This window comes from Pseudomonas sp. GM78 (assembly GCF_000282475.1).
GTDB lineage: Bacteria > Pseudomonadota > Gammaproteobacteria > Pseudomonadales > Pseudomonadaceae > Aquipseudomonas.
The window spans coordinates 1-11,741 of the sequence record NZ_AKJF01000231.1 but is presented as its reverse complement, the minus strand read 5'-3'; the positions used below and the strand labels follow the sequence as shown (position 1 = coordinate 11,741).

The following is an 11,741-nucleotide window of genomic DNA, read 5'->3' as shown; positions in this document are numbered from 1 at the left end:
TCAGGTCGGCTGGCAGGCCGCCTCGCTTTTGCGTTTGATCTTGATCTGGCTTTTGATTTTCTTGCCCCTCGAGAGGCTTCGTTCCGGTTCTGCGCAGTGGGTAAACCGGCATGGATGCCGGTTTAGCCGCGCTGGGCCAAGGATGGCCCATCGCGGCGGGCCCTGTAGGAGCGAGCATGCTCGCGAAAAACCTGATAGCACCGCGGGGTATCAGGCTACCCGCGTCATCGTTGACCTCCATCGCGAGCATGCTCGCTCCTACAGTAAGGGCGAAACCCTAGGTGGCCGTTACCGCAGGAATGGATATGTACACCGGAAAAATATTGTCGCCTGCCAGGACGCCTTCGCCGGCAAGCCGGGCTCCTACGATAGTTGTGCGCAGCCCCCTTACCACCTTCACTGGCTGGGCCGCCACCGCGGCGGGCGCGCCACCAGCCAATGACACAAGGCGCATCGGCTCATCCCGATGCCCCTTGCACTACAACGCTGTCCCACGACGGGAATCTGAAATCATCGGGCGGTGGCTGTCTTGAACTTGGTCCAGGTACGCATGCGCGCCCGCATGTCCGCCTGGGGGATGTCCTTGCCGGGAATCAGCCGCGCATACGTGGCCTCGTCGATGTAGATATCGGGGTTATTGCGCATGCTCGCATCGACGTCCGGGCGCGCCTTGGCGTTGGAAGTGGGATAGCCGGTGAAGTTGCTGATGGCGGCCATGTTCTGTGGGCGCATGACGAAGTTGATGAACGCATAGGCATACTCCGGATGCCTGGCGTCGACCGGAATGGCCATGGTGTCCATCCACACCGTCGTGCCTTCGAGCGGAATGCGGTACTGGAACATGGATTTCTTGCCGGCCGAATCGGCCGTTCGCTGTGCCTGGGTCATGTCGCCGCTGTAACCGAGCGACAGGCACAGGTTGCCATTGACCAGGTCGGTCACCGGCTGCGACTGGAACTTGCGAATGTACGGTCGCAGCTTGAGCAGCAATTGGCTCGCCGCCTCCAGGTCCTGCGGCTTGGCGCTGCGCGGCTCCCGGCCCAGGTAGTTGAGCACCACTGCCAGCACTTCGTCCGGCGAGTCGATCACCGAGATGCCGCAATCGGCAAATCGCGCGGCCAGTTCGGGCTTGAACAGCATGTCCAGGCTGTTGACCGGCGCATCCGGCAGACGCTGCTTGATTTGCTCGGCATTGTAGGTCAGGCCGATGGTGCCCCAGGTGTAAGGGACGGTGGCCTGGCTGGCGTGCTCGTAGTGTGCACGCAGTTTCTGCAAGCCGGGTTCGATGTCGTCCACTTCCGTGAGTTTCGAGCGGTCCAGCGGCTGCAGGCTGCCGGCGCGCATCAAGCGTTCGGCGACGGTGTCGCCGGGGAAGATCAGGTCATAGCCACTGCCGCCCGCGAGCATTTTGGCCTCCAGCGTCTCGCTGCCGTCCATGACGTCGTAGATCACCTTGATCCCGGTTTCGGCGGTGAAGCGGCTCAGGGTGTCCTCGGCAAAGTAGTCGGCCCAGTTGTACAGCCGCAGGGTTTTCTCCTCGGCGTGCAGCGACGGCACGACGCAGCACAGTGAAAACCCCAGGGCAGTGAGCAGGCGTTTATGGGAAGCGTGCATATCAGTCTCCCTGGTTGTTCCAGCGTGCGTTGATCCGGCGACCGTCCTGGCTCAACAAGGCCCCGTACATCTCCGGACGGCGGTCGCGGTAGATCCCCCAGCTCAGTCGCTCTTCGCGCATGGCCGCAAGGTCCAGGGTTTGCACGAGCACCCCCGTGCTGTCGCGGTCGGCTTCAGCGAGCAACTTGCCCTTGTGGTTGCAGATAAAGGACGAGCCGTAGAAGCTCATCTGCAGGTCAGGATCGGTGGTCGCCGCTTCCCGGCCAACACGGTTGGCCGCCACCACCGGCAGCAGGTTCGCCGCGGCGTGACCGCGCATGGTCATCTGCCAGTGGTCGCGCGAATCCAGGGTTGCACAACCGGGTTCAGAGCCGATGGCGGTGGGGAACAACAGGACTTCAGCGCCCATCAATGCCAGGCAGCGCGCCGTTTCGGGGAACCACTGGTCCCAGCAGATGCCCACGCCGAGGCGCCCGAACGCCGTGTCCCAGACGCGAAAACCGGTGTCGCCGGGGCTGAAATATTCCTTCTCCTGGTAACCGATGGCGTTGGGAATGTGGGTTTTGCGATACACGCCCAGCAAACGCCCATCGGCATCGGCGACGCTCAAGGAGTTGAAGAAGGCATTGCCCGCCTTCTCGAACCAGCTCAGCGGCAATACCACACCCAGCTCCCTGGCCAGGTCGGCAAAGCGCTTGAGTACCGCACTGTCGCGATACTCTTCGGCCAACAGTAAATGCCGGTGATGTTGCTCGATGCAGAAATACGGCGTGGCAAACAGCTCCTGCAGCAGGATGACCTGGGCGCCCTGGGCTGCCGCCTCGCGCACCCGTTGCTCGGCCTGATCGAGATTGTGTTGCAGGTCCCAGGTGCAAGGCATCTGGGTCGTGGCGACGGTTAACAAGGTCATGGCATCAACCCTCCACCGGCCAGGCCGGCTGTTGCTGGGTGATGCAATGCACCCCGCCGCCACCATGGGCCAGGTGATTGATGCGCACCGGCACTACCTCGCGTCCGGGAAATGCCTGCGCCAACACTTCGGCCGCCGCGTTGTCCGCCTCGATGCCATAGGCCGGCATGATGATGGCGCCGTTGGCGATGTAGAAGTTGGTGTAGGAGGCACAGAACACTTGCGCCTCGGTGTCCACCGCCTCACTGGCCTCATACAGTTCGATCAGCTCGAACCTGCGCCCTCGCGCATCGGTGGCCAACTCCAGGGCACGGCGGTTTTCGCGGGCCACTTCGGCATACACCGATTGCCGATCGTGGGTGGAGTCCACCAGCAGCATGCCAGGCCGGGCGAATGCGCAAACGCCATCGACATGGCCGTCAGTCATGTCACCGGTGACATAGTCTGGATCGCCTGGCAACCAGATGGTCTTTTTCACCCCCAGCAGACGGGCAAAGATCTCCTCCATCTCAGCCTTGTTCATGCCCGGGTTGCGATTGGGGTTGAGCAAGACCGACTCGGTGGTGATCAGCGTGCCCTCGCCGTCGACATGAATGGCGCCGCCTTCATTGCTCAGGGGTGTGCCGAAGCACGGCAGCCCCAGGCGATTGAGTGCGCGGCGCGCCAGACTTTCGTCCAGTTCATGGGCCGACTTGCCGCCCCAGGCGTTGAACCGCCAGCTCACGCCGGCCAGGCCCTGCTGCGGATGGCAAACGAAGCTCGGGCCGGAGTCGCGGCACCAACTGTCGTTCACCGCCAGTTCGATCAATTCGATGTTGGGACCACACAAGCGTTCGGCACTGGCGACCACCGACGGGTCGACGACCATCTTTACCGGTTCGAAACGGGCAATGGCGTTGGCGACGCGGGCAAAATCCTCCTGTACCAATGGCAGGGTGACGCCCCAATCCGACTCCCAGAGTGCCTTGTTGTGCGGCCAGACCATCCAGGTCGCGGCGTGCCTGGCCCACTCCGCGGGCATCATCCAACCGGTGTTCAAAGATTCATTCTGCTGCATGACAAAAAGCCCTTTCAGTTAAGTTATTGTGTTCAATGAAAAACAGCTTGTCGGCGTTGTCATGCATGCTACGGCTGTGAAAACGCCGCAACAAACGATGGATTTTGCGCACAACTGATTAGAGGAACTTATCGATATGCTCAAACACTGGCCGCCGCTCAGCACCCTGCGCGGCTTCGAGGCGGCTGCCCGGCTGGGCAGTTTTCACAAGGCTGCCGAGGAATTGCACCTCACCCAGTCAGCCATCAGCCAGCAGATCCGCAGCCTTGAGGCGTACCTTGAGCAACCGCTGTTTTTCCGCAGCGGGCGCAGCGTCAGCCTGACCGATGCCGGCCATGACCTGCTCAGCACCACCCAGGCGCTGCTGCAACAACTGGCGGTAGGCATTCGGCGCCTCGGGCAGTACCAGAAACCCAACCAGCTGGTGCTCAACACCACGCCAGCGTTCGCCCGTCACTGGCTGCTGCCACGCCTGGGCGATTTTCGCCAACAGCACCCGCAGGTGGACCTGTGGATTTTCAGCACCGACGAAGTCCCGGACATGGCCTCCCAGACCATCGACCTGGCGCTGCGCGACGACATCAGCTCCCAGGCCGAATGCAGCTTCAGGGTGCTGCACGCCGACCGCCTGTTTCCGGCGTGTCATCCGAGCGTGCAAGCCTTGCCTGTGGCACAGCGCACGACCCTTCATGGCGAGCGGGAAATGGACTGGAGCCATTGGGCGGTGGAAGCCGGCATCGATGTCGGCCAGCAGGATCAGGGGATGAACTTCTCCGACCCCGGCCTGTTGCTGGATGCGGCTTGCGCGGGGCTCGGCATTGCGCTGGTCAGCGAGTTATTGAGCCGGCAGGCCTGCGCCAACGGGTTGTTGCAACCGTTGGTGGAACAAACTATCCGCGGGCCGAACTGGGCCCTGCTGACCCATCGTGACAGTGAGAACAGTGCACGCAGCTTCAGCGAATGGTTGGTGCGCCAGTTGCAAGGCGAAAGCCCGGAATGCGGCTAGCGGGAACACATCGCCGCACTTCGTCTACCCTCAAAAGGCGCCCGGCAGCTATCCCTGAGTGTCAGGCGCTTGCACATACTTGCGCTCATGAACCGGAGAACTTTCATGCTCAAACGCACCCTGGCATTGGCTGTCGGCTTGACCCTGTCGCTTTCCACCCTGCTGGCCCAGGCTGCCGACACCTTGAAGGTCAGCGCCATTCCGGATGAAGCCCCCACCGAACTGCTGCGCAAGTTCCAGCCCCTGGGCGCTTATCTGGAACAGCAACTGGGCATGAAGGTCGAGTTCGTACCGGTCAGCGACTACCCGGCCGTGGTCGAGGCGCTGGCCACCGACCGGATCGACCTGGCCTGGCTGGGCGGTTTCACCTTCGTCCAGGCGCGCCTGAAAACCGGTAATGCCATGCCGTTGGTGCAGCGCGAACAGGACGCCCAGTTCACCAGCAAGTTCATCACCGCCGACCCGAACGTCAAATCCCTCGCCGACCTCAAGGGCAAGACCTTCGCCTTCGGTTCGGTGTCTTCGACCTCGGGCAGCTTGATGCCGCGTTACTTCATGCTGCAGGACGGCATCAAGCCGGAAACGTTCTTCAGTCGCGTCGGCTACTCCGGCGCCCATGACGCCACCGTTGCCTGGGTCCAGGCGGGCAAGGTCGACGCCGGTGTCCTGAACGCCAGCGTCTGGGAAAAACTGGTCAAGGCGGGCAAGGTCGACACCGACAAGGTCAAGGTTTTTGCCACCACGCCGGCCTACTACGACTACAACTGGACCGTGCGCGGCACCCTCGACCCGGCGCTGGCGGCGAAGATCAAGGCCGCCTTCCTCGCGCTCGATCCGGCGAACCCCGAGCAAAAAGCGATCCTGGACTTGCAGGCCGCCAGCCGCTTCATCGAGACCCGGCCCGAGAACTACAAGGGCATCGAGGAAGCCGCACGCGCCGCCGACCTGCTCAAATGACCTTGCACCTGACCCGGGTCAGCCTCACCCACGCCAACGGCGTACAGGCGCTGCGCAGCCTGGATTTGCACATCGAAGCCGGTGAACAGGTCGCCATCATCGGCCCGTCCGGCGCGGGCAAGTCGAGCTTGCTCAACGTCCTCGCCACCGGCCTGCGCCCTGGCATCGGCGAGTTGCAGGTGCTGGGTGAACAACCCTGGCAGCTGTCGGCCCGCCAGCGCCAACGCCTGCGCGCGCGCATCGGCCTGGTGCATCAAGCGCCGCCGCTGCCACCCCGGCAGCGGGTGATCACCGCGGTGCTGGCGGGGAAAATCGGTCAATGGGGGTTGGGCAAGAGCCTGTTGAACCTGGTGCATCCGCTGGATGTTCCCGGGGCTCGCGCGGCATTGGCCAGGCTCGACCTGCACGACAAACTGTTCGCCCAGTGCCAGCAATTGTCCGGCGGGCAACTGCAACGCGTGGGCATTGCCCGGGTGCTGTATCAGGCGCCCGAGGTCTTGCTGGCGGACGAACCGGTATCGGCGATGGACCCGGTGCTGGCCGGCCATACGCTCAAGGTCCTCTGTGAGCATGCGCGGGAGCACGCCGTCACCCTGGTCGCCAGCCTGCACGCGGTGGAACTGGCGTTGGCGCACTTCTCGCGGATCATCGGCTTGCGTGACGGGCAAATCCTCTTCGATCTGCCGGCCAGTGCCGTCGACCGCGAGCGGCTCGACACCCTCTACGCCAACGAACAGTTGCAGCCTTCGCCAGCCCCGGTCCCCCCCTTGAGCGTGCAGATTCCCCGATGCTGAGCCGTGACACCCGAGATCCCGCCGCCCGGCCACGCCTGCTGCTCAGCCTGCTGGCGATTGCCCTGTTGTGGCCGGGCATGCGCTTGAGCGAACTGGACCTGCGGGTGTTGCTGGCCAGTGACAGCCAGAGCGAGATGGGCCGCTTTGTCGCGACCTTCTGGCCGCCCGCCCATGGCGCAGAATTCCTTCAGCTATTATGGCAAGCCACCTTGCAGACCCTGGCCATCGCCACGGCCGGCATGGCCCTGGCGCTGCTCCTGGCGATCCCCGCCAGCCTGCTGGCCAGCCGCGCCCTGTCGCTGTCGGCGGCGTCCCGTGCCGGTCGCCCCAGTTTTTGGGGGCAACTGCTGCGCTGGCCGGTACGCGGCGTGCTGATATTCCTGCGCAGCGTGCCGGAGATCGTCTGGGCCCTGCTGTTCGTGCGCGCCGTCGGCCTGGGTCCTACGGCCGGGGTTCTGGCCATCGCCATCACCTACAGCGGCATGCTGGGCAAGGTCTACGCAGAAATCTTCGAGTCGGTCGACCAGCGCCCCGCCCACGCGCTGCTGCAAGCCGGCAGTGGTCGGCTCGCGGCGTTCTGCTACGGGATCCTGCCCAATGTCGCGGCGGAGTTGTTGTCGTACACGGTGTACCGGTGGGAATGCGCTATTCGCGCTTCGGTGGTGATGGGCTTCGTCGGGGCCGGTGGCCTGGGCCAGCAAATCGACCTGTCGATGCGCATGTTCGCTGGCGGAGAAGTGGCCAGCCTGTTGCTGACCTTCCTCGTCCTGGTGCTGTTCGCCGATCAACTGAGCCGGCTGCTGCGCTGGAGGCTGGCATGAAGCGCCTGGTCAACCTGCTGCTGGTGCTGAGCATCGGCGCTGCGGTGCTCACTTCGTTCCGCTACCTGGGCATCGACCTCGGTGAGTTGGGCGCCAGCGCCAACCTGAAACAGATGGCCGCCTACGTGCAGCGTTTTCTCAGCCCGGACCTGAGCACAGGGCATTTGCAGGCCATTGCCCGCGGCGCCCTGGAAACCCTTGCGATGTCGGCCCTGGGCACGCTGTTGGCGACGGTGTTCGGCTTGCTGCTGGCGTTGCCGGCAGCCGGTCGATTCGGCTGGCCATTGCAGGGCCTGTCGCGCCTGATGCTCAATGCCTTGCGCGCAATTCCGGAGCTGGTGTGGGCGGTGCTGATGGTCCTGGCCGCCGGGCTCGGCCCCAATGCCGGCACCCTCGCGCTGGCGCTGCACACCACCGGCGTACTCGGCCGGCTGTTTGCCGAGGCACTGGAAAACACCCCGCCGGAACCGGCCGATGCGATCCGCCTGCAGGGCGGCAACGCCGTGTTTGCATTCTGCTATGGCACCCTACCCAATCTGTTCCCGCAGTTGCTGGCCTACATCCTCTACCGCTGGGAAAACAATATCCGCATGGCCAACGTGCTCGGTTTCGTCGGCGCCGGCGGCCTGGGGCAAATGCTTTACCTGAGCCTCAGCCTGTTCCAGGAGGCCCAGGCCAGCACGGTCATTCTGGCGATGCTGGTATTGGTGTTTGCCGTCGACACCCTGAGCAGCTGGAGTCGCCAGCGTTGGGTGAAAGCCTGACGTCCCGGTGATTTGTATCAGTCTGTATTGATCGCTGGCGAACCTACACAGCGATACACAATCGTCGACTCAAGACACATTCGCCTGACATGGAGATGAAACAGTGGGCGGGTCGCATTTCAGCCAGAGCTGAAGCCCCCCAACCTCAGCAGGAGCCTTTCCATGGTCAATCAAATCGAAACCGTCCTTTACACCGGCAAGACCGTCACCACCGGCGGCCGTCAAGGTGAGTCGCGCAGCGACGACGGGCGCCTGGACATCAAGCTGTCCCCGCCCGGCTCTTCCGGCAGCGGCACCAATCCGGAACAGCTGTTGGGTGCGGGCTGGTCGGCTTGCTTCATCGGCGCCATGGGCAAGGCAGCCACCGCGTTGAAGGTGAGCTTGCCAGCGGACGTGAGCGTTGCCACCGAAGTGGACCTGGGCAATACCGGCAACGCCTACTTCCTTCAGGCGCGCCTGAATGTCAGCCTGCCGGGCCTGGACCCTGTGCTGGCCCGGAGGCTGGTGGACGCGGCGCATCAGACCTGCCCGTACTCCAAGGCAACCCGTGGCAACATCGATGTCACCATCAACCTTGTGTAAGCCGGTATTGAATATTCGGTAGTAAATGCCAGACAAACAAATGCCCCGGAAGTCGGGGCATTTGATCTTGGCTAGCTGCATATATTCAGCTGCACAAGTCGGCTTCAAGAGCCAAGTAGGTGGCCAGCGCTGGTCTCTGGCTTACGAGGTTTATCAGGACTCTCACAGCAACAGCAATAAGCGCTGCCCTGCTTCACACGGCATAAGGGCTGGATCTCAGCGCGGAGATCTTTCTAACCGTGTACCCTTCGGAGCGCGCCCCACGCGTCCTCGCTATCCGCTTGCGCATCAGTCTGCGTTTTCACCTACAACCTCAGATTAGCAAAACACTCGGTGTGTGGGAGGGTATTTTTAGATCGATTTCGTCCTGCAAAAATGGCCGAAGTTCGGAAAAATAATATTGGCCGTTACTCGCTGTTCGGTCACTCATCGGATAGTCGAAGGCTCTGGTTCCAAGCCCATTATTCTCCAGATTGCGCTGCGTTTTTGCACACTTTGCTGCATTGGCGCAGCACTTGAGCGTCGTGACCGCGTCCTTGCCTCCTGTTCAGTGGCTTTTGAGTTGGCATGCGATATGCCCTTGTCAAATTGCCCTGGCCCTGTGTGCCCAGGTCCCATTAGCCGAATCGAGCCGATCCACCGATGGATATCCTGAATTTGCTGGTAAACAAAGCCCAGCCCTTGACCAGTACCGTCGCCGCCGACGGGCAATTGCTCAGCCTGTCCTCCAGCCTGAGCGATCAATTGGGCTACGCGCCTGAAGAGCTGCTCAACCAGCCGATCGAACGCGTATTGAGCCTCGAGTCGCTGCGCACGGTGCAGGCGCTGTTTGCCAACCCGCCCGCCGACGAACTGGTCCACAGCCTGGAACTGACCCTGATTCGCCGCAACGGCGGCCTGCTGCCTGTGATTGCCAGCGGTCTGATGCAATGGCGCGACGTGCAGCCGGCACGCCTGCACCTGTTGAAGATTCCGCTGGGCACGCTGGGGCACCGGCTGCGGGAAATGCACAACGCCAACGAGGTGATGAACCAGATGCTGCAGAGCGCCAAGGTCGCCTACTGGTGCATCGAGTTCGCCGAGGCGGTGGACATCAACCATGCTCCGGATGAAATCGTCCGTCAGGTGTTCGAAAACGACTCCCATTGGCGCCTGTGCAACCGGGCCATGGCCGAGGTGTACGAGATGCCCTCGGATGTCGATTTCAACCAGCAACCGGTGCGCCTGTACTGGCCGCGCAGCCCGGCCAACGAAGAGTTCGTGCGGCGCCTGATCGAGGCCAGGTTTCATGTCGACGGTGCATTGTCGGTGGATCGCCGCCACGACGGCTCGCCCGCCTATGTGGAAAACGACGTCCGGGCCACCATCGTCAATGGCCAGTTGCTGCGCATGTGGGGCAGCATTCGTGACGTCAGCCAGGAGTTGCGCATGCAACACGATGCCGAGCAACGCATCGATGCCTTGCGCCGGGTCTTCGATGCCGTGCCCGACGCGGTGCTGGTGATCGATGAACACCTGCAACCGCAATGGCGCAACGCCGCCTTCGAGGACACCTTCGGCATCACCCATGGCGCCGGTATCGCCCGTTTGCTGCTGGACAATGCCTTGCCCGAACGCACCTGGCACAGCCTGCCCCTGCCGGACCTGAGCGGGCGCGACCTGAACTTCAACGTGCATTGCTCGCGCATCCTGATTCGCGAAGGCGTGGCCTGGCGCGTGGCGGTGTTTCGCGAAAGCCAGGGCGTTCGCACTCCCCTAGAGTTGCACCCATGAAAGACACCAACCTGCCGCCCACCTTGCAGATGGGCATGCGCTCCTCGGTCAATGTCAGCAGTGAAGTGCTGGGCGCGCTGCTGGAAACCCCCGCCTTGCATGCCTTGCTCGACAGCTTCAGCGAGGCGTTGATCGTCACGGACGGCGAAGGCCGGCTGCGGTTTATCAACCTGGCCGCCGAACGCGTCAACCGGCTGTCGAAACAGCAGGCGGTGGGTCTGTCCGAGAGTGATTTTTTCCAGCGTTCGGCGTTGAACTACGACGACTTCCTGGCAGCGCTGAATCGTGGTGGCAACAGTGCGTTGACCCGCTCCCGGGAAGGCCGGGTGCTGCTCAGCAGTACCCACGCGATCCCCACCGGGGCCTACGAAAAACCGTTCAGGATGCTCACCCAGAAAGACTTCGACGCCAGCCAGCCGCAGCGCCGCGCATCGCTCCACACCCGGCCACTGGAGCCTCAAGGCCTGCGCGATCCCCAGGACAACGCCCTGCACCTGTCACCGCAGCTGTCGAGCATCGCCGACACCGGCGTGCGCGCTTTCCGTCGGCGCGCGCGCCTGTTGCTGCTGGGTGAGCCGGGCGTCGGCAAGACCGCCATCGCCCGGCACATCCATCGTGCGGCCGGCTGGGGGGATCGTCCGTTCATCCACGTCAATTGCGGGAGCATTCCGGAAAGCCTGTTCGAGTCCGAGATGTTCGGCTATGAGCGCGGCGCCTTCACCGGCGCACTGCAGGGCGGAAAGCAAGGCTATATCGAAGCGGCGTCCGGCGGCACCTTGTTCCTCGACGAGATCGGTGAGATCCCGTTGCATGTGCAGGCCAAGCTGCTGAAGTTTCTCGAAGACAGCACGATCCAGTCGGTCGGTTCGCCGTTGAGCAAATCGGTGCAGGTACAGGTCATTGCCGCCACCAACAAGGATTTGCGGCATCTGGTGGACCTGGGTGAGTTTCGCGCCGACCTTTATTATCGTCTCGCCGTGCTGCCGGTGGAGATTCCGCCGCTGCGCCAGCACCGCGATGACTTGCCGTTCCTCATCGACATCCTGCTGAGCCGCATCAATGGCGATCGCGTACCGTCCCTGAGCTTGTCCGCCGGGTGTCGCAAGCGCCTGATGAGTTACGACTTCCCCGGCAACATTCGCGAGCTGGTGAACATTTTCGAACGCCTGGCGGTGCTGGCGGACGATGAGGCGCAGGAGCATCACCTGCCGGCAGAACTGCTGCAACCGGTGCGCGTCCGGGAACCGTCGGCGCCCTTGGTCGTGCAGGATGAAACCCTGGACGACCCTCAGCAGAACCTCAAGCTTCAGGTTCAGCATTTTGAACGGCAGGTGATTTTGCGGGCGGTGCATTTGTGTGGGAGTAAGCGTAAGGCTGCGCAGCATTTGGGGATTGATATAGGGACTTTGATTCGTAAGCTGCAGCGGGATTGATTGGGGGATGGAGTACATATCCGTTGCTGC

General features: G+C 62.8%; 11 protein-coding genes. 8 read left to right on the top strand and 3 right to left on the bottom strand.

From position 1 onward, the window contains the following. Positions 1-510: 510 nt before the first annotated feature. The 3 genes from PMI35_RS00060 to PMI35_RS00070 are packed head-to-tail and all read right to left on the bottom strand — an operon-like array spanning position 511 to position 3,581. Positions 511-1,614 (bottom strand): extracellular solute-binding protein, encoded by a 1,104-nt coding sequence (locus PMI35_RS00060; protein WP_008066754.1) that lies wholly within the window; start codon positions 1,612-1,614, stop codon positions 511-513. A gap of 1 nt (position 1,615) precedes the next feature. Further along, a complete protein-coding gene (gene aguB, locus PMI35_RS00065; protein WP_008066752.1) occupies positions 1,616-2,524 on the bottom strand; it encodes an N-carbamoylputrescine amidase in 909 nt (302 codons plus the stop codon). 4 nt (positions 2,525-2,528) lie between these two features. Then, a complete protein-coding gene (locus tag PMI35_RS00070; protein WP_008066750.1) occupies positions 2,529-3,581 on the bottom strand; it encodes an agmatine deiminase family protein in 1,053 nt (350 codons plus the stop codon). 136 nt (positions 3,582-3,717) lie between these two features. On the opposite strand from PMI35_RS00070, the gene PMI35_RS00075 reads away from it, so the two are divergent. From PMI35_RS00075 to PMI35_RS00110, 8 genes are all read left to right on the top strand, one after another. Beyond that, positions 3,718-4,587: a LysR substrate-binding domain-containing protein gene (locus tag PMI35_RS00075; RefSeq protein WP_008066748.1), complete on the top strand. Its 870-nt coding sequence runs from the start codon at positions 3,718-3,720 to the stop codon at positions 4,585-4,587. A 105-nt stretch (positions 4,588-4,692) separates the two neighbouring features. Continuing rightward, complete coding sequence (locus PMI35_RS00080) at positions 4,693-5,544, top strand: putative selenate ABC transporter substrate-binding protein (RefSeq protein WP_008066746.1); 852 nt, start codon at positions 4,693-4,695, stop codon at positions 5,542-5,544. Continuing rightward, on the top strand, positions 5,541-6,338 hold the full coding sequence (locus PMI35_RS00085) for a phosphonate ABC transporter ATP-binding protein (RefSeq protein WP_008066744.1): 798 nt from the start codon (positions 5,541-5,543) through the stop codon (positions 6,336-6,338). Before PMI35_RS00080 ends, PMI35_RS00085 begins: the two co-directional genes overlap by 4 nt. Then, on the top strand, positions 6,332-7,159 hold the full coding sequence (locus PMI35_RS00090) for a PhnE/PtxC family ABC transporter permease (protein WP_008066743.1): 828 nt from the start codon (positions 6,332-6,334) through the stop codon (positions 7,157-7,159). Before PMI35_RS00085 ends, PMI35_RS00090 begins: the two co-directional genes overlap by 7 nt. Beyond that, entirely contained in the window at positions 7,156-7,923 is a 768-nt protein-coding gene (phnE, locus tag PMI35_RS00095; RefSeq protein WP_008066741.1) for a phosphonate ABC transporter, permease protein PhnE, read from the top strand. The genes PMI35_RS00090 and phnE overlap by 4 nt, the downstream gene beginning before the upstream one ends. A 162-nt stretch (positions 7,924-8,085) precedes the next feature. Then, the gene (locus PMI35_RS00100; protein WP_008066738.1) at positions 8,086-8,505 is read left to right on the top strand and encodes an organic hydroperoxide resistance protein; all 420 of its coding nucleotides are present in this window, start codon (positions 8,086-8,088) and stop codon (positions 8,503-8,505) included. A 642-nt stretch (positions 8,506-9,147) separates the two neighbouring features. Next, positions 9,148-10,278, top strand: coding sequence for a PAS domain-containing protein (locus tag PMI35_RS00105; protein ID WP_008066736.1), 1,131 nt, complete (start codon positions 9,148-9,150; stop codon positions 10,276-10,278). After that, on the top strand, positions 10,275-11,711 hold the full coding sequence (locus PMI35_RS00110) for a sigma-54 interaction domain-containing protein (RefSeq protein ID WP_008066734.1): 1,437 nt from the start codon (positions 10,275-10,277) through the stop codon (positions 11,709-11,711). Before PMI35_RS00105 ends, PMI35_RS00110 begins: the two co-directional genes overlap by 4 nt. The last annotated feature ends 30 nt before the right edge of the window (positions 11,712-11,741 follow it).